General features: G+C 64.9%; 17 protein-coding genes. 8 read left to right on the top strand and 9 right to left on the bottom strand.

What is annotated here, in order from left to right:
- Nucleotides 1-4: 4 nt before the first annotated feature.
- Both CAG41_RS10945 and mfd read right to left on the bottom strand, forming a co-directional pair.
- The gene (locus tag CAG41_RS10945; protein ID WP_085584547.1) at nt 5-571 is read right to left on the bottom strand and encodes a CsiV family protein; all 567 of its coding nucleotides are present in this window, start codon (nt 569-571) and stop codon (nt 5-7) included.
- A gap of 10 nt (nt 572-581) precedes the next feature.
- On the bottom strand, nt 582-4,031 hold the full coding sequence (mfd, locus tag CAG41_RS10940; RefSeq protein WP_085630802.1) for a transcription-repair coupling factor: 3,450 nt from the start codon (nt 4,029-4,031) through the stop codon (nt 582-584).
- Nucleotides 4,032-4,385: 354 nt separating this feature from the next.
- On the opposite strand from mfd, the gene CAG41_RS10935 reads away from it, so the two are divergent.
- Nucleotides 4,386-5,849: a glyceraldehyde-3-phosphate dehydrogenase gene (locus tag CAG41_RS10935; protein ID WP_085630799.1), complete on the top strand. Its 1,464-nt coding sequence runs from the start codon at nt 4,386-4,388 to the stop codon at nt 5,847-5,849.
- A gap of 162 nt (nt 5,850-6,011) precedes the next feature.
- Here the strand turns inward: CAG41_RS10935 and CAG41_RS10930 are convergent, their stop codons facing one another.
- Nucleotides 6,012-7,310 (bottom strand): MFS transporter, encoded by a 1,299-nt coding sequence (locus tag CAG41_RS10930; RefSeq protein ID WP_085706986.1) that lies wholly within the window; start codon nt 7,308-7,310, stop codon nt 6,012-6,014.
- A 74-nt stretch (nt 7,311-7,384) separates the two neighbouring features.
- On the opposite strand from CAG41_RS10930, the gene CAG41_RS10925 reads away from it, so the two are divergent.
- The gene (locus tag CAG41_RS10925) at nt 7,385-8,434 is read left to right on the top strand and encodes an FAD:protein FMN transferase (RefSeq protein WP_085706985.1); all 1,050 of its coding nucleotides are present in this window, start codon (nt 7,385-7,387) and stop codon (nt 8,432-8,434) included.
- Between the two features lie 198 nt (nt 8,435-8,632).
- Complete coding sequence (sthA, locus tag CAG41_RS10920; protein ID WP_085584537.1) at nt 8,633-10,027, top strand: Si-specific NAD(P)(+) transhydrogenase; 1,395 nt, start codon at nt 8,633-8,635, stop codon at nt 10,025-10,027.
- A 42-nt stretch (nt 10,028-10,069) separates the two neighbouring features.
- On the opposite strand, the gene CAG41_RS10915 is transcribed toward sthA, so the two are convergent.
- A complete protein-coding gene (locus CAG41_RS10915) occupies nt 10,070-10,792 on the bottom strand; it encodes a glycerophosphodiester phosphodiesterase (RefSeq protein WP_085584535.1) in 723 nt (240 codons plus the stop codon).
- Between the two features lie 14 nt (nt 10,793-10,806).
- Complete coding sequence (locus CAG41_RS10910) at nt 10,807-11,388, bottom strand: PilZ domain-containing protein (protein WP_085630795.1); 582 nt, start codon at nt 11,386-11,388, stop codon at nt 10,807-10,809.
- A 94-nt stretch (nt 11,389-11,482) separates the two neighbouring features.
- On the opposite strand from CAG41_RS10910, the gene CAG41_RS10905 reads away from it, so the two are divergent.
- From CAG41_RS10905 to CAG41_RS10895, 3 genes are all read left to right on the top strand, one after another.
- The gene (locus CAG41_RS10905) at nt 11,483-12,733 is read left to right on the top strand and encodes a lipoprotein-releasing ABC transporter permease subunit (protein WP_085584531.1); all 1,251 of its coding nucleotides are present in this window, start codon (nt 11,483-11,485) and stop codon (nt 12,731-12,733) included.
- Nucleotides 12,734-12,740: 7 nt separating this feature from the next.
- Nucleotides 12,741-13,424 (top strand): lipoprotein-releasing ABC transporter ATP-binding protein LolD, encoded by a 684-nt coding sequence (lolD, locus tag CAG41_RS10900; protein WP_170930074.1) that lies wholly within the window; start codon nt 12,741-12,743, stop codon nt 13,422-13,424.
- Nucleotides 13,425-13,486: 62 nt separating this feature from the next.
- Nucleotides 13,487-14,731, top strand: coding sequence for a lipoprotein-releasing ABC transporter permease subunit (locus CAG41_RS10895; protein ID WP_085584527.1), 1,245 nt, complete (start codon nt 13,487-13,489; stop codon nt 14,729-14,731).
- 107 nt (nt 14,732-14,838) lie between these two features.
- On the opposite strand, the gene CAG41_RS10890 is transcribed toward CAG41_RS10895, so the two are convergent.
- Nucleotides 14,839-16,188 (bottom strand): heavy metal sensor histidine kinase, encoded by a 1,350-nt coding sequence (locus CAG41_RS10890; protein WP_085584525.1) that lies wholly within the window; start codon nt 16,186-16,188, stop codon nt 14,839-14,841.
- Nucleotides 16,188-16,868 (bottom strand): heavy metal response regulator transcription factor, encoded by a 681-nt coding sequence (locus tag CAG41_RS10885; RefSeq protein WP_085584523.1) that lies wholly within the window; start codon nt 16,866-16,868, stop codon nt 16,188-16,190. Before CAG41_RS10885 ends, CAG41_RS10890 begins: the two co-directional genes overlap by 1 nt.
- 152 nt (nt 16,869-17,020) lie before the next feature.
- On the opposite strand from CAG41_RS10885, the gene CAG41_RS10880 reads away from it, so the two are divergent.
- Nucleotides 17,021-17,584 carry a plastocyanin/azurin family copper-binding protein gene (locus CAG41_RS10880; protein WP_085584521.1) on the top strand — a complete coding sequence of 188 codons (564 nt, stop codon included), beginning with the start codon at nt 17,021-17,023 and terminating at the stop codon, nt 17,582-17,584.
- A gap of 61 nt (nt 17,585-17,645) precedes the next feature.
- The gene (gene queF / locus CAG41_RS10875) at nt 17,646-18,476 is read left to right on the top strand and encodes an NADPH-dependent 7-cyano-7-deazaguanine reductase QueF (protein ID WP_085706984.1); all 831 of its coding nucleotides are present in this window, start codon (nt 17,646-17,648) and stop codon (nt 18,474-18,476) included.
- Nucleotides 18,477-18,671: 195 nt separating this feature from the next.
- Here queF and CAG41_RS10870 read toward each other — a convergent pair whose 3' ends face one another.
- Both CAG41_RS10870 and CAG41_RS10865 read right to left on the bottom strand, forming a co-directional pair.
- Nucleotides 18,672-18,935: a DUF4404 family protein gene (locus CAG41_RS10870; RefSeq protein WP_085584517.1), complete on the bottom strand. Its 264-nt coding sequence runs from the start codon at nt 18,933-18,935 to the stop codon at nt 18,672-18,674.
- A gap of 108 nt (nt 18,936-19,043) precedes the next feature.
- Nucleotides 19,044-19,661 (bottom strand): phosphatase, encoded by a 618-nt coding sequence (locus tag CAG41_RS10865; RefSeq protein WP_085584515.1) that lies wholly within the window; start codon nt 19,659-19,661, stop codon nt 19,044-19,046.
- Between the last annotated feature and the right edge of the window lie 144 nt (nt 19,662-19,805).

Raw genomic sequence — 19,805 nt, 5'->3', positions numbered from 1 at the left:
TCGATCAGTCCGGCACGACTTCAGGCGCTTCGCGAGGCGCAGGCGCCGTCAGTGAAGTGATCTTGATCAGCAGGGCCAGGTGGCCGTTGTCGAGGTAGTTGAGCTGGCCGTTCTTGGTGTGGCTGTCCTGCTTCAGCCGTTCGCTGGCCGTGACCATGCCGTTGCCGTCGATCTGGTTGACCCAGAAATCGGCATTCACGTCGGTGAAGCGCCCCAGTTTCATTTCCAGCGTCCCTTCGATGGGGAACTGGCCGAACTGCTCCTGGCCTTCGCTGACCGCCACTTTCGCCGGCGCTTCGCCCAGGGTCTGCTGCCAGGCCTTGTGCATCAGCACGCTGTACTCGCCGCTGGCGGTGAGCTTGGCGGCGACGTCGCCCAGGGCCGGGGTGCGCCGGCTGTCGTCGCCCAGGCGCTGGGCGCCGGCGGCCCAGTCTTCCGGTGCGGCGCGGCTGACGATCGCCGGCACGGCGTTCTGGCGCACCAGGATCATTTCGACCTGATACAGGTCATCGGCAAACGCGGTGGGGGCGACCAGGGTCATCAACAAGGTCAGTGAGCGGAACAGGCGCATGCGGCGTCCTTCAAGCAGTTGTCGGGATGAGGCGCTCGAACAGCGCCTCCACAGTATTGAAGCGCTCTTCCGGGCGCTCCATCGGCACCATGAACTTGAACATCGTGGCGCCTTCGAATTTGTAGCGTTTGGGCTGGCCCTGGATCAGTTTGATCAGGGTCAGCGGGTCGACCGGCGTCTGGGCGGCGAACTCGATGCGCCCGCCCTGCGGGCCGCCGTCGACTTTCTTGATGCCCAGCTGTTCGGCCTTAAGCTTCAGCGCGGTGAGGCGCATCAGGTTCTTGGTCGGCTCCGGCAGCAGGCCGAAGCGGTCGATCATCTCCACCTGCAGGTCCTTCAGGCCTTCCTCGTCGGTGGCCGACGCGATGCGCTTGTACAGGATCAGGCGGGCGTGGACGTCCGGCAGATAGTCCTCGGGAATCAGCGCAGGCACCCGCAGGTTCACTTCCGGGCCGCCGCCGAGCGGCTGCTCCAGGTTCGGTTGCTCGCCCTTGCGGATCGATTTCACCGCGCGTTCGAGCATCTCCATGTACAGGGTGAAGCCCACGGCCTGGATCTGCCCGCTCTGGCCGTCGCCGAGCAATTCGCCGGCGCCGCGGATCTCCAGGTCGTTGGTGGCCAGCACGAAACCGGCGCCCAGGTCCTGGGTGTTGGCGATCGCCTCCAGGCGCTTCTCCGCGTCGGCGGTGATCTGCTGGCGCGGCGGCGTCAGCAGGTAGGCGTAGGCCTGGTGGTGGCTGCGTCCGACTCGGCCGCGCAGTTGGTGCAGTTGGGCCAGGCCGAACTTGTCGGCGCGCTCGATGATGATCGTGTTGGCGCTCGGCACGTCGATGCCGGTCTCGATGATGGTCGAGGCGATCAGCACGTTGAAGCGCTTGTGGTAGAAGTCGCTCATCACCTGTTCGAGCTCGCGCTCGCGCATCTGTCCGTGGCCGATGCCGATCCGCGCTTCCGGCACCAGTTCGGCCAGGTCGGCGGCGCACTTCTCGATGGTTTTCACGTCGTTGTGCAGGTAATAGACTTGGCCGCCGCGCAGTAGCTCACGCAGCAGCGCCTCTTTGACCGTGCTCTTGTTCTGCTCCATGACGAAGGTGCGCACCGACAGGCGCCGGGCCGGCGGCGTGGCGATGATCGACAGGTCGCGCATGCCCGACACCGCCATGTTCAGCGTGCGCGGGATCGGCGTGGCGGTCAGGGTCAGGATGTCGACTTCGCTGCGCAGGGCCTTGAGCTGTTCCTTTTGGCGGACGCCGAAGCGGTGCTCTTCGTCGATGATCACCAGCCCCAGGTTCTTGATCTTGACGTCGTCCTGCAGCAGCTTGTGGGTGCCGATGACGATGTCGATCTTGCCTTCGGCCAGGTCGGCCACGGCGGCGTTGACTTCCTTGGCCGACTTGAAGCGGCTCATCACTTCCACGGTCACCGGCCAGTCGGCGAAGCGGTCGCGGAAACTGTTGTAGTGCTGCTGGGCGAGCAGGGTGGTCGGCACCAGGATCGCCACCTGCCGGCCGCCGTGCACCGCGATGAACGCGGCGCGCATCGCCACTTCGGTCTTGCCGAAGCCGACGTCGCCGCAGACCAGACGATCCATCGGCTTGGGCGCGAGCATGTCCTCGCGCACGGCTTCGATGGTGGCCTGTTGGTCCGGGGTTTCCTCGAACGGGAAGCCGGCGCTGAACGTGGCGTAGTCGGCCTTCGGGTCGGCGAAGGCATAGCCTTCGCGGGCGGCGCGGCGGGCATAGATGTCGAGCAGTTCGGCGGCGACGTCGCGCACCTGTTCGGCGGCCTTGCGCTTGGCTTTCTGCCAGGTCTCGGAGCCGAGGCGGTGCAGCGGCGCGAGTTCGTCGTCGCTGCCGGTGTAGCGGGCGATCAGGTGCAGGTTCGCCACCGGCACGTACAGCTTGGCGCCCTCGGCGTATTCCAGGGTGAGGAACTCGGCGGCCTGGTTGTCGATCTCCAGGATCGACAGGCCCAGGTAACGGCCGACGCCGTGGTCGATGTGCACCACCGGCGCGCCTTCGCGCAGTTCCGTGAGGTTCTTGATCACCGCGTCGTTGTTGGCGTCGGCGCGTTTTTCGCGGCGCCGGCGCTGCATCACCCGTTGACCGAACAGCGGGCTTTCGGCGATCAGCGCCAGCGACGGCTCGTCCAGCATCAGGCCTTCGTCGAGCGGGGCGATGGTGATCGCCAGGCGCTCCTTGCCGGCGACGAAGTCCGGCCAGCTGTCGACGGTCTTGGGGCGCAGCTTCAGGCGTTCGAGCAGTTCCAGCAGCACTTCGCGGCGGCCTGCGGATTCGGCGGTGAACAGCACGCGCCCGGGGAACGCGTCGAGGAAGGCGGAGAGGGCCGCCAGCGGCTGGCTGGCCTTGGCTTCGATGGCCAGGTTCGGCAATGCCTGAGCGGGGAAACGTTCGCGGCCGACGCCGGTGTCCGTCTCCTGCTGGCTGGCGGTGACGCGGGGCCAGCTCTTGAGGCGGGCGAAGCAGTCTTCCACCGGCAGGAACAGTTCGGCCGGCGGCAACAGAGGACGTGACGGATCGACGCGGCGTTCCTCATAGCGGTTGCGCACGTCGTTCCAGAAGTTTTCCGCCGCCTGCTCGATGCCCGGCAACGAGAACACCTGGGTGTCCTGGGGCAGGTAGTCGAACAGGGTCGAGGTCTCTTCGAAGAACAGAGGCAGGTAGTACTCGATGCCGGCCGGGGTGATGCCGCTGCTCAGGTCCTGGAAGATCGGGCAGCGACGGAAATCGACATCGAAACGTTCACGGAAGCGCGCCTTGAAGCGGGTCACCGCTTCCTTCTGCAGCGGGAATTCCTTGGCCGGCAGCAGCTTGACCGAGTCGACCTTGTCGATAGAGCGCTGGTTCTCCGGGTCGAAGGTGCGCAGGGTCTCGATTTCGTCGTCGAACAGGTCGATGCGGTAGGGCAGTTTGCTGCCCATCGGGAACAGGTCGATCAGCGCGCCGCGCACGGTGAATTCGCCATGCTCGTAGACCGTGTCCACATAACGGTAGCCGCTGGCTTCGAGCCGGGTGCGCATGAGTTCGACGTCGAGCTTCTGGCCGACGTCCAGCACCAGGCTGCTGCCGAGCAGGAACTGGGTCGGCGCCAGGCGGTGCAGGGCGGTGGTGATCGGCACCACCAGCACGCCGTGCGCAAGTTCCGGCAGGCGGTACAGGCTGGCGATGCGCTGGGAAATGATGTCCTGGTGCGGCGAGAACAGGTCGTAAGGCAGGGTTTCCCAGTCCGGGAAATGCAGCACGGGCAGATCCGGGGCGAAGAAGCTCAGCTCCTGCTCCAGCCGCTCGGCGCTTTGGCTGTCGGCGGTCAGCAGCAGCGTAAAGCGCTTGGCTGCGCTGGCAGCCTCGGCGATCACCAGGCTCAGGGCGGCACCGGGCAGGTTGCCCCAATGCTGTTTACCTGCCGCGGCAGGGAGTGGCGGTAGACGCAGAACGGGCACGGAAGGTCGGGCTCCAGGCGGTGCGACAAAGTCGGTAATTGTAGCGGCGTCGGGTGCCGCCTGTCAGTTGCAGACTGCGTCTATCTGCGCGGTTTGGGCAAAATGTAGTGGTAAAGACAAAAACGGGCGGTTTTTTGGTGGAAATGTAGTGCCGAAAACCAGGGGTGTTACGGAGGGTTACAGACATGGCTGTTTGGGTGTCGAAAAATTGACAGCGCTGGAGGCCCCGGTTTTGCTGGGCTGGCGAGGGGCGCATTTTTTTCGGCCGGTCATTTGTTACCGATTGCGCGACAGGCGCGCATTGCTACGCGAGGGACTCGGCGGCATAATGTAGCCCCTTTTTTCTGCCCCTACATGTGGAAGGTTCCCGTGACTCAGAAGCCCGACCAGTGTCTTGGTGAATGGATCGACCGTGAAGCACTCGCAGAAGCGATGATTCCGCTTATCGGTCAGCTCTACCGCAACAACAACGTGGTGAGCTCGATCTATGGCCGCAGCCTGATCAACCAGTCTGTCATCGCGATTCTCAAAGCCCACCGCTTTGCCCGCCATCGCGCTGCCGACGACAGCGAACTCTCCGTCCACGAAACATTCCCGCTGCTCAAGGCCATGAGCGAGCTCAAGCTCGGCGCGGCTTCGGTAGACCTGGGCAAGCTGGCGTTCAAGTTCCGCAACGAAGCCAACGGCCGCACCGCCGAGCAATTCGTGCGTGAAGAGATGGCCGAAGTGGTCGGTCAGCAGAACGCTTCGGCCCGCAAGGGCACCGACGTCGTCCTGTACGGTTTCGGCCGCATCGGCCGTCTGCTGGCGCGCATCCTGATCGAGAAGACCGGTGGCGGCGACGGCCTGCGCCTGCGGGCCATCGTGGTGCGCAAGGGCGCCGAGAACGACCTGACCAAGCGCGCCAGCCTGCTGCGCCGCGACTCGGTGCACGGTTCGTTCAACGGCACCATCACCATCGATGAAGCCAACAACACCATCACCGCCAACGGCAACCTGATCCAGGTGATCTACGCGAAGAACCCGACCGAGGTGGACTACACCCAGTACGGCATCAAAGACGCGCTGCTGGTGGACAACACCGGTGTGTGGCGCGACGCCGACGGCCTGGGTCAGCACCTGCAGTGCCCGGGCATCGACCGTGTCGTTCTGACCGCGCCTGGCAAGGGCAAGCTGAAGAACATCGTTCACGGCATCAACCACAACGAAATCACCGCTGACGACAAGATCGTCTCCGCCGCTTCCTGCACCACCAACGCCATCGTGCCGGTGCTGAAGGCTGTGAACGACAAGTTCGGCATCGTCAACGGCCACGTCGAGACCGTTCACTCGTACACCAACGACCAGAACCTGATCGACAACTTCCACAAGGGCGACCGCCGTGGCCGCAGCGCTGCGCTGAACATGGTGATCACCGAGACCGGCGCCGCCACCGCTGCCGCCAAGGCCCTGCCTGAGCTGGCCGGCAAGCTGACCGGCAACGCGATCCGCGTTCCGACGCCGAACGTGTCCATGGCCATCCTCAACCTGAACCTTGAGAAGGCCGCCACCCGCGAAGAGATGAACGAGTACCTGCGCTACATGGCGCTGCACTCGGACCTGCACAAGCAGATCGACTTCGTCAATTCGCAGGAAGTGGTTTCCACCGACTTCGTGGGCTCGCGCCACGCAGGCGTGGTGGACGCCGAGGCGACCATCACCCAGGACAACCGCGTCGTTCTGTACGTCTGGTACGACAACGAGTTCGGCTACAGCTGCCAGGTGATCCGCGTGATGGAAGACATGGCCGGCGTGAACCCGCCAGCGTTCCCGCGCTAAGCCTTAGCGGTACATGAAAACGCCCCGACCTTGGTCGGGGCGTTTTTGTTTGTGTGCCTGTCGCAATTGGGCTGGCCCCATCGCTAGCGGCGCGGGCTCCCACAGGGGCTGTGGCGATGCAAAATCCCTGTGGGAGCCAGCCCTGCTGGCGATGGCGGCCGGTCAGGCACCGCCGCCCACGGCCGCCTGCGCCGCGCGCTGTTCGTGCCGGTTGCCGCGGAACAGCACCAGCGTGGCAATCAGCCCCAGCACCGCCGCGCCGCTGAGCCAGATGCCCGGCGCCGCCTTGTTGTCCAGCACATGGATCAGGTAAGTGCACGCCGCCGGGGTGAAGCCGCCGAACGTGGCGGTCGCCAGGCTGTAGGCCAGCGAGAAGCCGGTCGTGCGCACCTCCACCGGCATGATCTCGGTCAGCGCCACCACCATGGCGCCGTTGTACGAGCCGTACAGGAACGACAGCCACAACTCGACGATCAGCAGATGGCTGAAGCTCGGGTTCGCCACCAGCCACGACAGTGCCGGGTAGGCCGTGACGATGGCCAGGATCGTCGCCGCCAGCAGCAGCGGTTTGCGTCCGATCCGGTCCGACACCGACCCCATCACCGGCAGCCAGAAAAAGTTCGACAGGCCGATGCACACCGTCACCAGCAAGGCATCGAAGTCAGACAGATGCAGCTCGGCCTTGCCGAAGGTCGGCGTGTAGGCGGTGATCAGATAGAACGACACGGTGGTCATCACCACCAGCGCCATGCCGGCGATGACGATGCCGAAGTTCTGGCTGATGGAGCGGACAATGTCCGACAGGGTAGGGCGATGCTTGCGCGCCTGGAACTCCGGGGTTTCCTCCAGCGAGCGGCGGATGATGAAGATCGCCGGGACGATCATGCAGCCGACCAGGAACGGCGCGCGCCATCCCCAGTCGCCCATTTGCTCGGGGCTCAGCCAGTGGTTGAGGCCGACGCCGAGCAGGCCGGCGAAGACCACGGCCGCCTGTTGGCTGGCGGACTGCCAACTGACGAAAAAGCCCTTGCGCCCCGGCGTGGAGATTTCCGCCAGGTACACCGAAACCCCGCCCAGCTCGACACCGGCGGAGAAGCCTTGCAGCAGGCGTCCGAGCAGCACCAGCAGCGGTGCGGCGACGCCGAGGGTCGCGTAGCCGGGCACGCAGGCGATCAGCACGGTGCCGGCGGCCATCAGGGCCAGTGTGATGATCAGGCCCTGGCGGCGGCCGTGGCGGTCGATGTAGGCGCCGAGGAAGATCGCCCCCAGAGGGCGCATCAGGAAGCCGGCGCCGAAGGTCGCCAGCGAAAGCATCAGGGAGGCGAAGGCGCTGTCGGCCGGAAAGAAGGCTTTGGCGATGGCCGTGGCATAGAAGCCGTAGACCATGAAGTCGAACATTTCGAGGAAGTTGCCGCTGACAACGCGAAAGATCGCCTTGCCTTTGCCCGGGGAGGAGGACATATCCAGATACTCGCTGTTGGATTTTGTATGAGGGCGTTGCGTACGTGCGGAGCGCGCGGGCGCTTTGATTCATAATGGCCGGCGGGGTTTTGCGGGGAGATGAAGAATTGTTAACTGGACGGTGGCTTGGGCTTGTGATCCTGGCGGGTGCGCTGTGCGCCTGTGGCGCCGGCGACACCCTGGAAACCCTGGGCGGGCCGACCATGGGCAGCACCTGGTCGGTCAAGTACGTGCGGCACCCGGGGCTGCCCGATCCTGCGCAGGTGCGCGGCGAAGTCGAGGGCATCCTGGCCGGCGTCGACCGGCAGATGTCCACCTACCGCAGCGACTCCGACATCTCGCGCTTCAACGGCTTGCCCGCCGGTGGCTGTCAGGCCATGCCGGCGCCGGTGCTTGAGTTGGTTCGGGTCGGCGAGCGTCTGTCGCAGCAGAGCGAAGGTTCCTACGACCTGACGGTGGAACCGCTGATGAACCTGTGGGGCTTCGGTCCGCAAGGCCGTGAGGAAAAGGTGCCGGATGACGCGGCGCTGGCGCAGGCCCGGCAGCGTGTCGGCCATCAGCATCTGCGCATCGAGGGCGAGCGCCTGTGCAAGGACGCCGCCGTCGAAGTCGACTTCGACAGCATCGCGGCCGGTTACGCGGTCGATGCGATCGCCGCCAGGCTCGAAGCCCTGGGCATCCACGATTACCTCGCCGAGGCCACCGGCGAACTCAAGGCCAGCGGCAAGAAGCCTGACGGGGCTGCGTGGCGCATCGCCCTGGAGGAGCCCCGTGACGACCGACAGGTGACGGAACGCGTCATCGAGGTCGACGGCTACGGCGTTTCCACCTCCGGCGACTACCGCAACTATTTCCGGCAGGACGGCCAGCGTTATTCCCACACGTTCGATGCCCGCACCGGCAGGCCCGTCCTGCACGATCTGGCGTCCGTGACGGTGATTGATCCTTCGGCGCTGATGGCCGACGGGCTCTCGACGCTGTTGCTGATCCTCGGCCCAGAGCGGGGTTGGGACTATGCCGAACGTCACGGCGTCGGTGCATTCTTCGTGATTCGTGCCGATACAGGTTTCGTCACGCGCGCAAGCCCTGCTTTCGAGCGGCTCAGTCGCGGGAAACCTGACTGAGGACAATGCGAAAACTGGCGTTGTAGTGCAGGCAGAAGTAGCCTACGACGCGACCAAGGGTTAATGTGCGCGGCGTTGACGCTTCTATAGACTGTGTCCGGGTTTTTTCACTGGCCCCCAATTGTTCCTTCGCGCCGCCATCCGGCGTGATTTAGCCGCCGGTGCCGTTGGCGCCGCGGCCTGTTCTGAGGAGTACGCATGGCTGTCTACAACTACGACGTGGTGGTGCTGGGTTCCGGCCCGGCGGGAGAAGGCGCGGCAATGAACGCCGCCAAGGCGGGGCGCAAGGTGGCGATGGTCGACAGCCGCCGTCAGGTCGGCGGCAACTGCACCCACCTGGGCACCATCCCGTCCAAGGCCTTGCGTCACTCCGTGCGGCAGATCATGCAGTTCAACACCAACCCGATGTTCCGGGCCATCGGCGAGCCGCGCTGGTTCTCCTTCCCGGACGTGCTGAAAAGCGCCGAGAAGGTCATCTCCAAGCAAGTCGCCTCGCGCACCGGCTATTACGCCCGCAACCGCGTCGATGTGTTCTTCGGCACCGGCAGCTTCGCCGACGAGCAGACCATCGAAGTGGTCTGCGCCAACGGCGTGGTCGAGAAGCTGGTGGCCAAGCACATCATCATCGCCACCGGTTCGCGTCCGTACCGTCCGGCGGATATCGACTTCCACCACCCGCGCATCTACGACAGCGACACCATCCTCAGCCTCGGCCACACCCCGCGCAAACTGATCGTCTACGGCGCCGGCGTGATCGGCTGCGAATACGCCTCGATCTTCAGCGGCCTGGGCGTGCTGGTGGAGCTGGTGGACAACCGCGGCCAACTGCTGAGCTTCCTCGACTCGGAAATCTCCCAGGCGCTGAGCTACCACTTCAGCAACAACAACATCACCGTGCGCCACAACGAAGACTACGACCGGGTCGAAGGCGTGGACAACGGCGTGATCCTGCACCTGAAGTCCGGCAAGAAGATCAAGGCCGACGCCTTGCTCTGGTGCAACGGACGCACCGGCAACACCGACCAGTTGGGTCTGGAGAACATCGGGATCAAGGTCAACAGCCGCGGCCAGATCGAAGTCGACGAAAACTACCGCACCTGCGTGCAGAACATCTATGGCGCCGGTGACGTGATCGGCTGGCCGAGCCTGGCCAGTGCCGCCCACGACCAGGGCCGTTCGGCCGCCGGCAGCATCGTCGACAACGGCAGCTGGCGTTTCGTGAATGACGTGCCGACCGGCATCTACACCATTCCGGAGATCAGTTCGATCGGCAAGAACGAGCAGGAGCTGACCCAGGCCAAGGTGCCGTACGAAGTGGGCAAGGCGTTCTTCAAGAGCATGGCGCGGGCGCAGATCGCCGGCGAGCCTCAAGGCATGCTGAAGATCCTGTTCCACCGCGAGACGCTGGAAGTGCTGGGCGTTCACTGCTTCGGCTATCAGGCCTCGGAGATCGTGCACATCGGCCAGGCGATCATGAACCAGCCGGGCGAGCTCAACACCCTGAAGTACTTCGTCAACACCACGTTCAACTACCCGACCATGGCCGAAGCCTATCGGGTAGCGGCGTACGACGGCCTCAACCGGCTTTTTTGAGCGGCTCCGGCCGGTGGCCTGAGCCGGCCGGGGAGACCGATTTCAGCAATTCTCGAGGGTGGCAGTGGCCAAACCGGGAAAGTCTGTAATCAGGCTGTCAACGCCGAAGTCGGCGAGCCTGCGCATCAGCGCGGGCTCGTTGACGGTCCACACCGAGACGTGCAGCCCTTGGCGCTGCGCCTTCTGCAGGCGCTCCGGCGTGCACAGCGTCCAGTTCAGGGCCAGGATCTCGCAACCGTAGTTCTGCGCGACCTTCAGCGGGTCCAGCCAGGCGTACTCGGCCACCAGGCCGCGGGACACGTCCGGCACCAGGTCCTGCGCTGCCTTCAACACTTCCCGTGAGCTCGAGGTGATCGTCACCTTGTCGAGCAGGCCATGCCTGACCGCCATTTCGCGGATCGCCAGCACCGTGGTCGCGGCGCGGGTGCGCGAGGCGCTCTTGACCTCCAGTTGCCAGTGCTCGAAGTCGCATTTCTCGAACAGCTCTTCCAGCGTCGGGATCGGGCAGGGCTTGATCCAGCCCGGGCCGCCCTTGCGCGCATCGTAGGTCACCAGTTCGGCGGCCGTGTGCTCGACGACCTTGCCGCGCCGCTCGGTGGTGCGCTTGAGGGTCGGGTCGTGGATGACCATCAGTTCGCCGTCCTTGGACAGGTGCAGGTCCAGTTCGCAGCGGCGCACGCCGTGCTTGAGGCATTCCTGAAAGCTGGTCAGGGTGTTTTCCGGTGCTTCGCCCTTGGCGCCGCGGTGGCCGTAGATGAGGGTCACGGTTCTTCCTTAATTCAAATGCCTGATTCGTTCTGTTCGCGGGCCAGGCGTCGTTCCTGGGCCTGCTTCTGCAGGATGTAGCGGGCGAGCAATTGGCGCTGGGCGTCGGTCAGGTGCTCGAACTCGGTGCCGACGTCATAGCCGTCGCCCTTGCGGTCGCAATGGGTCACGCGGGCGCGCAGCAGCAGGCCGAGGGCCTGGGGCATCAGCACCAGCTTGACCGACAGCCGCGCGCCGACGGCCACGGGCGTCGGGTGCTGGAAGTCGATGCCGCCTTCGGAGATGATCACCGGCTGCGGCTCGCCGATGTGGCCGAGCACGGTCAGGGCGACCACCTGGCTGAGCAGGTCGATGCGTTTGTTCTGGGTCTTCAGGAACGCGGCGATGGCGCGGTCGCGCTCGCTGATCTGGCGCAGCAGGTGCTGCGACTCGAATTCGCTCAGGTGCAGTTCGCTGAGCAGGTTGAAGAGGGGGGAAGCATCCTGCAACACTTCCTCGCCCGCCGCTTCGGGAGCGGACAGGGGCCTAATTTCCAGTGCGATCATGTCCTCGATACGGTAGTATTCGCGGCGATCTTCTTCATCTAATGTCGACATGGCGAACCCATGGTAGCGGCGGTGGTCTGAGTGTAAAGCTGGTTATCGACCCCCGCCACAAGGACGTTCCTTTTCCCTCCGAACAAGCCCCGACATGTTCAGACCTCTCTTCGTATTCATCGGCACGCGTTACACCCGTGCAAAGCGTCGCAATCATTTTGTCTCCTTCATTTCCCTGACTTCGATGATCGGGCTCGCCCTTGGCGTGGTCGTGATGATCGTGGTGCTGTCGGTGATGAACGGCTTCGACCATGAGATGCGCACCCGCGTGCTGGGCATGGTGCCCCACGCCACCGTCGAGTCCGGCGAAGCCATCAGCGACTGGCAGGGCCTGGCCGACAAGGTCAGGCAGAACCCTCAGGTGACGGCCGTCGCGCCGTTCACCCAGATGCAGGGGCTGCTGACCAACAACGGTCAGGTGTCCAAGGTGCTGCTCAACGCCATCGACCCGGCGCTGGAGCGCAACGTGTCGATCATCGACAACTTCATGCGGCAGGGCAAACTCGACGACCTGACCCCGGGCAGCTTCGGCATCGTCATCGGCGACAAGGCCGCGGCCAAGCTCGGCGTGGGCCTGGGCGACAAGATCACGTTCGTGGCGCCGGAGGTCAGCGTGACCCCGGCCGGCATGTTCCCGCGCATGAAACGCTTCACGGTGGTCGGCATCTTCCACGTCGGCGCCGGCGAGATCGACGGCTACCTGGGCGTCACCAACCTGCAGGACCTGGCGAAGCTGCACCGCTGGAAGCCGGATCAGGTGCAGGGTTTGCGCCTGAAGTTCGACGACCTGTTCCAGGCCCCGCGCGAGGCGTGGAACATCGCCCGGCAGCTGGGCGAAGACCGTTACTACGCCCGCGACTGGACCCGCACCCACGGCAACCTGTACCAGGCGATCCGCATGGAGAAAGCCATGATCGGCCTGCTGTTGCTGCTGATCGTCGCCGTGGCGGCCTTCAACATCATTTCCACGCTGGTGATGGTGGTCAACGACAAGAAGGGCGACATCGCGATCCTGCGCACCCTGGGCGCCACGCCCGGGACGATCATGCGCATCTTCATGGTGCAGGGCACTGTGATCGGCGTGGTCGGCACCGCCATCGGCGCGGTGGTCGGGATCTTCGCCGCGCTCAACGTCAGCGCCGCGATCTCGGCCCTCGAAGGCCTGATCGGTCACAAGTTCCTCAACGCGGACGTGTACTTCATCGATTACCTGCCGTCGCAGGTGCAGAGCCAGGATGTGGTGATGGTCTGCTCCGCCGCGTTGGTCCTGAGTTTCCTCGCCACCCTGTATCCCGCCTGGCGTGCCGCACGCACCCAGCCGGCGGAGGCGCTACGTTATGAGTGAGTCGGGCATGAGTCAAAAAGCGATCTTGAGCTGCCGCAGCCTGGGCAAATCCTACGAGGAAGGCCCGGAGTCGGTGGAAGTGTTGGCCAATCTGCAGCTGGAGTTGTTCCCCGGCGAGCGGGTGGCCATCGTCGGTACGTCGGGTTCGGGCAAGAGTACCTTGCTCAACCTGCTGGGCGGCCTCGACACGCCGACCAAGGGCAGCGTCTGGCTCGCCGGCGAAGAGCTCTCGGCACTGAGCGAGAAGGGCCGCGGCCAGCTGCGCAACCGCGCGCTGGGTTTCGTGTACCAGTTCCACCACCTGCTGCCGGAGTTCACCGCGCTGGAGAACGTCTGCATGCCGCTGCTGATCGGCAAGACGCCGATCCCGGAAGCCCGTCAGCGTGCGACGGCGCTGCTGGAGCGGGTCGGCCTGGCCCATCGTCTGGAGCACAAGCCGGCCGAGCTGTCCGGCGGTGAGCGTCAGCGTGTGGCGATCGCCCGCGCGCTGGTGAACAAGCCAGGGCTGGTGATGCTCGACGAGCCGACCGGCAACCTCGACTCCCACACCGCCCAGGGCATTCAGGACCTGATGCTCGAACTCAGCACTTCGATGCGCACGGCGTTCCTGGTGGTGACCCACGACATGAACCTGGCCCGCCAGATGGATCGCGTCCTGCACCTGCAGGAAGGTTGCCTGACCCCCATCTGACGCCCGCAGCCCGATGCCGGTGAAGGCGTCGGGCCTTTTATTCCCAAACGGTGCCCCAGCGAATGTTCAGACCGTTATCGATCTTCATCGGCGCGCGCTACACCCGCGCCAAGCGCCGCAACCGCTTTGTTTCGTTCATCTCGATGACTTCGATGATCGGGCTCGCCCTCGGCGTGCTGGCGATGATCGTGGTGCTGTCGGTGATGAACGGCTTCCAGCGCGAAATGAGCTCGCGCATCCTCGGCATGGTGCCCCATGCGACCATCGTCGGCGTCAACCCCATCGACGACTGGCAACCGGTGGCCGCCGCCGCGCTGAAGAACCCTGAAGTCACCGCCGCCGTGCCGTTCACCGAAATGGAAGGCATGCTCTCCTACAAGGGGATGATGCAGCCGATCCAGATCAGCGGCGTCGACCCGGCCCAGGAAGGCAAGGTGTCGATCGTCGCGCAGCACATCGTGCAGGGCCGTCTCGATGCCTTGAAGCCGGGCGAATACGGCGTGGTGCTCGGCGAGATCACCGCGCGGCGCTTCCGCCTGAACGTGGGCGACAAGATCACCCTGATCGTGCCTGAAGTCAGCACCGCACCCGGTGGCATCACCCCGAGGATGCAGCGCCTGAACGTGGTGGGCGTGTTCAAGGTCGGCGCCGAGCTCGACGGCTCCATGGGCCTGATCCATGTGGCCGACGCCGCGCAGATGCAGCACTGGGAACCGAACCAGGTGCAGAGCGTGCGCCTGGCGGTGAAGGACCTGTACGCCGCGCCGAAGGTTTCCTCCGACATCGCGACGGGCCTGGGCGCCGGCTACAAGGCCGACGACTGGACCCACACCCAGGGCAGCCTGTTCAGCGCGATGAAAATGGAAAAGACCATGATTGGCCTGCTGTTGCTGATGATCGTCGCGGTGGCGGCGTTCAACATCATCGCGACCCTGATCATGGTGGTGAACGACAAGGGTGCGGACATCGCGATCCTGCGCACCATCGGCGCCACGCCCCGGCAGATCATGGCGATCTTCATGGTGCAGGGCACGGTGATCGGGATCGTCGGCACGCTGATCGGCGGCGTGCTCGGCGTGATCGCCGCGCTGAACGTCAGCGAGATGGTGGGCTGGATCGAACGGGTCACCGGGCAGCACATCTTCAGTTCGGACGTGTATTTCGTCAGCAACCTGCCGTCGGAGCTGCAAGGCGGCGACGTGCTGCTGATCTGCTCGGCGGGCTTCATCATGAGCTTCCTGGCCACCGTGTACCCGGCGTGGCGGGCGGCGAAGGTCGAGCCGGCGCAGGCCTTGAGATACTCCTGAGCCTCAGGATCGCCATCACCAGCAGGCTGGCTGGTTCCCACAGGGATGGATGACACAGATCCCATGTGGGAGCCAGCCTGCTGGCGATGAGGCCGCAACGGCCGGCCTCAATCCCCCTTCGGCAACTCGATCACAAACCGCGTCCACCCTTGGGCCGATTCGCAATGAATCTGCCCGCCATGGGCGCGGACGATGGATTGGGTGATCGCCAACCCCAGCCCGGCGTGTTCCTGGCTGCCTTCCTGGCGGGCCGGATCGGCCCGGTAGAAACGGTCGAACAGGCGCGGCAGCAGCTGCGCCGAAATCCCCTCGCCGGTGTTTTCCACGCTCACCCTCAATGACGTCGGCTGCTCGGCGATCAGCAAGCGCACCTGGCCCTCGGCCGGGGTGAAGCGCAACGCGTTGTCCAGCAGGTTCGACAAGGCCCGGCGCAGCATGCCGCGGTCGCCGTCCAGGCGCCCGTGGCCTTCGCGGCTGAGCGTCACGCCGGCGTCTTCGGCCAGCGGCGCGAAGAATTCCAGCAGCGTGTCGGTCTCGTCGGCCAGTTCCAGCGGCTCGCGCGTGGGCATCAGCAAACCGTGGTCGGCCTTGGCCAGGTACAGCATGTCGTTGACCAGTTGCGCCATCCATTGCAGCTCTTCGAGGTTGCTGTGCAGGGCTTCGCGGTAGTCCTCCATGGAGCGCGGTCGGGTGAGGGTGACCTGGGTGTGGGTCAGCAGGTTCGACAGCGGTGTGCGCAGTTCATGGGCGATGTCGGCGGAGAACGCCGAGAGCCGCTGAAAGGCGTCGTCCAGGCGGCCGAGCATGGCGTTGAAGCTTTGCGCCAGTTCCGAAAGTTCCGGCGGCATCTGCTCCTGGGGCAGCCGTGCGTTGAGTGATTGCGCCGAGACGCCGCGCGCCACCGCACTCATGCGCCGCAGCGGACGCAGGCCGCTGCGCGCGGCCCAGGCGCCGAGCAGCGCGGTGGCCAGCGCCGACAGACCGACGGTCAGCCAGATCAGGTGCTGCATGCGTTGCAGGAAGTGTTGGTGATGGGTGATGTCCAGCAGCAAGGTCAGCTGTGGTGAGTCGGCCTTGTCCGGATAGAGTGCCGCGTTCAGCACCCGGTAATCGGTGCCGTCGTCGCTGACCGTGGCCAGGCCGCTCGCCCGGGGCAGCGTTTCGGGCAACCGGTCCGAACTGTCGTACCAACGCTGGCCATCGCTGCCGCTGATGCGCAGCGACAGGTCGGCCTGTCGGCTCAGTTCGTCGGCCAGCCGCGCCTGGCGCTGATGGTCCGGCACGTCCTGCAGGGCCCGGCGCAGGCCGATGAGCTTGCTGTCGAGCAACTGCTGATCCAGTTCAATGAAATGCGCCTCGCTGGCGCGGCTGAACAGCACCCCGGCCACCAGCGACACAGCGGCGGTGCAGGCGGCGAACAGCAAGGCCAAGCGCCCGCTCAAGGAAAGCCTGCGCATCAGTCGGCCCGCTCTTCGAGGACGTAACCCATGCCGCGCACGGTGTGGATCAGCTTGTTGGGGAAATCGTCGTCGATCTTCAGGCGCAGCCGCCGGATCGCCACTTCGATCACGTTGGTGTCGCTGTCGAAGTTCATGTCCCAGACCTGCGAGGCGATCAGGGATTTGGGCAGCACTTCGCCCTGGCGGCGCAGGAGCATTTCCAGCAGGGCGAATTCCTTGGCCGTGAGGTCGATGCGCTGGCCGCTGCGCTCGACCCGGCGGCGGATCAGGTCCAGGCGCAGGTCCGCCAGTTGCAGGCTGGTCTCCTGGGGCGTGGCGCTGCCGCGCCGCAGCAGGCTGCGCACCCGGGCCAGCAGTTCGGAGAAGGCGAACGGCTTGACGAGGTAGTCGTCGGCGCCCAGCTCCAGGCCGTGCACCCGGTCTTCCACCGCATCCTTGGCGGTCAGGAACAGCACCGGCGTATCCAGGCCGGCGCCGCGCACGGCCTGCAGGATCTGCCAGCCGTCCCGGCCGGGCAGCATCACGTCGAGGATCAGCAAGGCATAGTCGCCGCTCAGCGCCAGTTGCTGGCCGCTGTTGCCGTCGGCCACAAGTTCGGTGTTGAACCCCGCTTCGGTCAGGCCCTGGCGCAGGTAATGACCGGTTTTCGGTTGGTCTTCGACGATCAGCAGTTTCATGGGCGGCTCGGGTGAGGTTTCGGGGCGTTATACCGTGGACGGTCGCCACGCAGGCCAACCTGACAAAGTTGTAATCTGCCTGTCAGGTTCGCGCCAGCGCAGACGGGCTAGAGTTTCCCACAGGCTGAACCTTTCTTTGTTGGAGTACGACCATGTTTTTGCGCAACCGTCTGACCGTCGCCGCCTGTCTGCTGGCGCTGAGTTCGCCTGTGTGGGCGGCCGGGGCGCACACCTACGATTTCGGCCAGCCGGCCCCGGCGGCCAAGGCCAGCCGCAGCATCGAAGTGGTGATGGGCGACATGTCGTTCGATCCCAAGGCCATCGAGGTCAAGGCCGGTGAGACCGTTCGTTTCGTGCTGGTGAACAAGGGGCAACTGCTGCACGAATTCAACCTGGGCGATGCGGCGATGCATGCCAGCCATCAGCAGGAAATGCTCAAGATGCAGCAAAGCGGCATGCTCACGCCTACGGGCATGAAAGAAATGTCCCACGACATGGCCGGCATGGACCACAGCGCGATGGGCCACGACGCCATGGCGATGGGCGCGATGAAGCAGGGCATGAAGCACGACGACCCCAACAGCGTGCTGGTGGAGCCCGGCAAAACCGCCGAGTTGACCTGGACGTTCAGCAAGGCCGTCAATCTTGAGTTTGCCTGCAACATCCCCGGCCATTATCAGGCCGGCATGGTCGGCAAACTGACGGTCAGTCAGTAAGCACTCAAAGGCGGGGGCAAAGGCTGGTAGAATCCGCTGATTCTTCAGTCAGGTTTCCGCCATGCATCCCGCAGCCGAACATTCGCCGCTGGGCAAATCCAGCGAATACATCGCCACCTACACGCCGTCCCTGCTGTTTCCGATCCCGCGTACCGCCAAATGGGCGGAGCTGGGGCTGACCGCAGACACCCTGCCGTACAAGGGCGTGGATTTCTGGAACTGCTTCGAGCTGTCGTGGCTGCTGCCGTCGGGCAAGCCGGTGGTGGCGATCGGCGAGTTCAGCATCCCGGCGGATTCACCGAACATCATCGAGTCCAAGTCGTTCAAGCTGTACCTGAACTCGCTGAACCAGACGCCGTTCGCCGACACCGCCAGCCTGGAGGCGACGCTGGTCAAGGACCTGTCCGCCGCCGCCGGCAAGCCGGTGGGCGTGCGGATCCGCAGCCTGAAGGACGTCGAGGCCGAAGGCGTCACCGCGCTGCCGGGCGTGTGCATCGACGACCTGGACATCCGTGTCAGCAACTATGAGCATCCGCGCCCCGAACTGCTGCGTTGCGACGATTCGCGAGTGGTGGAGGAGAGCGTGCACAGCCACCTGCTCAAGTCCAACTGCCCGGTGACCAGCCAGCCGGACTGGGGCAGCGTGGTGGTGGAGTACCGCGGCGCGGCGCTGGACCATGCCAGCCTGCTGGAGTACATCGTCAGCTTCCGCCAGCATTCGGACTTCCACGAGCAGTGCGTGGAGCGGATCTTCCTCGACCTGCAACGGTTGCTCAAGCCAGAGAAACTGACCGTCTATGCCCGCTACGTGCGCCGCGGCGGCCTGGACATCAACCCGTACCGCAGCACCGAAAGCACGCAGTTTCCGAACCTGCGTCTGGTTCGCCAGTAAAGACTTTCGCCACAGGCGGTGTTCGCGCGGGCCTCATCGCCAGCAGGCTGGCTCCCACAGGGTTCTGCGGTGAATCCAGAATCTGTGTTCACCGCCAAACAGGGTGGGAGCCAGCCTGCTGACGAAGGCGCCCGTGAAGGCACCGCACATGAAAAAGCCCTGCCGGCGACGGCAGGGCTTTTTTTGTGCTGGGGCTCAGATGCCCATGCTGACCAGTGAGTTCATGATGTTGCGCAAGGTGCCGGCGATGGCAGGGTGTTCGACCTCGAAGCGTTCGACCGCCAGGTTCACGCCATCGGCAATGTTGGTGTCCTGAGTGGATTTCTCCAGATCGAGCTTGGATTTGATCTGCTCCATGAGCTGGTGCAGATGTTCGCGCTCGGCATCGGACAGCGGCGGATTCTGTTCCAGTTGCTCGCGCAGGGTGTTGAGCTGTTCTTGCAGTTCGCGGGCGGGCATGGCGGTTTCCTTTTGTCGAGAGGCACTGGCATAGACAGCAGCCGGGCGCCAAAGGTCTATGGCTCCCCTTAAGACTAATCCACTCTCGAGGCGCGTGCATGATCCCGGTCAGGGCTTCTCGCCTTTGAGCCTGCGCAGGCTGATGTCGGCCAGGCACGTGTCGAGCTCGCCCAGATGGTCGATCACCGAGTGCACGCCCAAGCCGTACAGCTGCAGGGTCGCCTTGCCGCGCAACTGTTCGCGTTCCTTCTGCTCCAGGGCGTGCCATTGCTCCGGCGACAGGCCGCAGAGCGGGCCGCAGGAAGCCAGCCCGATGGTCCACAGCCCGGCGTTCAGGCCCGATTGCAGCAGGCGCGGTTCGCCGCTGACCAGCACGCAGCCGTCGAGACGTTCGACGTTCAGGGACATCAGCGCTTGCCAGCAGGCGCCCGGGGCCGGCCATGGATTGATTGTTGCCGAATATTGCGACGGCTGGATCCACGACGGCAACGCGGCGGTCAGGGGGTGGGCGAGGGCGGGCGGCAGTTCGTCGAGCCAGGCGCAGGGAATCCGCTGGCGCTGCAGGCTGTCGAGGCTGTCCAGGGCGCCGGGGGTGGCCTGGGTGTGTTCCTGCAGGACTTCGCCGTGGCGGGCGCGGGCGCCGAAATCCACCAGGCAGCCGCTGAGCCCGAACAGCACGGCGGTCAGGTTGGAGGCGCAGTGGGGCAAGGTTTCGGCGTGCGGCATGAAAACGTCCCTGAAATAGCCAAAGGCTAGGGGAGGCCGGTGACAGTTGGATGACACATTGGTGAAAGCGGCCGTAGGAGATGTCGCACGTTGTCAGCGCGACGGCCTGCCCAAAGCGGCTTTTGCGCTTATACTAGCGCCCAT

Source organism: Pseudomonas sp. B35(2017) (assembly GCF_002113645.1).
In the GTDB taxonomy this organism is placed as follows: domain Bacteria; phylum Pseudomonadota; class Gammaproteobacteria; order Pseudomonadales; family Pseudomonadaceae; genus Aquipseudomonas; species Aquipseudomonas ekonensis.
The sequence above is the reverse complement of the archived record's forward strand: the minus strand, read 5'-3'. Positions and strand labels throughout refer to the sequence as shown.

Coding starts and splice junctions, on each gene's coding strand:
- CAG41_RS10945 (WP_085584547.1), bottom strand. CDS start 571: ATGCGCCTGTTCCGCTCACTGACCTTGTTGATGACCCTGGTCGCCCCC.
- CAG41_RS10935 (WP_085630799.1), top strand. CDS start 4,386: ATGTGGAAGGTTCCCGTGACTCAGAAGCCCGACCAGTGTCTTGGTGAA.
- CAG41_RS10930 (WP_085706986.1), bottom strand. CDS start 7,310: ATGTCCTCCTCCCCGGGCAAAGGCAAGGCGATCTTTCGCGTTGTCAGC.
- CAG41_RS10925 (WP_085706985.1), top strand. CDS start 7,385: ATGGCCGGCGGGGTTTTGCGGGGAGATGAAGAATTGTTAACTGGACGG.
- sthA (WP_085584537.1), top strand. CDS start 8,633: ATGGCTGTCTACAACTACGACGTGGTGGTGCTGGGTTCCGGCCCGGCG.
- CAG41_RS10910 (WP_085630795.1), bottom strand. CDS start 11,388: ATGTCGACATTAGATGAAGAAGATCGCCGCGAATACTACCGTATCGAG.
- CAG41_RS10905 (WP_085584531.1), top strand. CDS start 11,483: ATGTTCAGACCTCTCTTCGTATTCATCGGCACGCGTTACACCCGTGCA.
- lolD (WP_170930074.1), top strand. CDS start 12,741: ATGAGTCAAAAAGCGATCTTGAGCTGCCGCAGCCTGGGCAAATCCTAC.
- CAG41_RS10895 (WP_085584527.1), top strand. CDS start 13,487: ATGTTCAGACCGTTATCGATCTTCATCGGCGCGCGCTACACCCGCGCC.
- CAG41_RS10890 (WP_085584525.1), bottom strand. CDS start 16,188: ATGCGCAGGCTTTCCTTGAGCGGGCGCTTGGCCTTGCTGTTCGCCGCC.
- CAG41_RS10885 (WP_085584523.1), bottom strand. CDS start 16,868: ATGAAACTGCTGATCGTCGAAGACCAACCGAAAACCGGTCATTACCTG.
- CAG41_RS10880 (WP_085584521.1), top strand. CDS start 17,021: ATGTTTTTGCGCAACCGTCTGACCGTCGCCGCCTGTCTGCTGGCGCTG.
- queF (WP_085706984.1), top strand. CDS start 17,646: ATGCATCCCGCAGCCGAACATTCGCCGCTGGGCAAATCCAGCGAATAC.
- CAG41_RS10870 (WP_085584517.1), bottom strand. CDS start 18,935: ATGCCCGCCCGCGAACTGCAAGAACAGCTCAACACCCTGCGCGAGCAA.
- CAG41_RS10865 (WP_085584515.1), bottom strand. CDS start 19,661: ATGCCGCACGCCGAAACCTTGCCCCACTGCGCCTCCAACCTGACCGCC.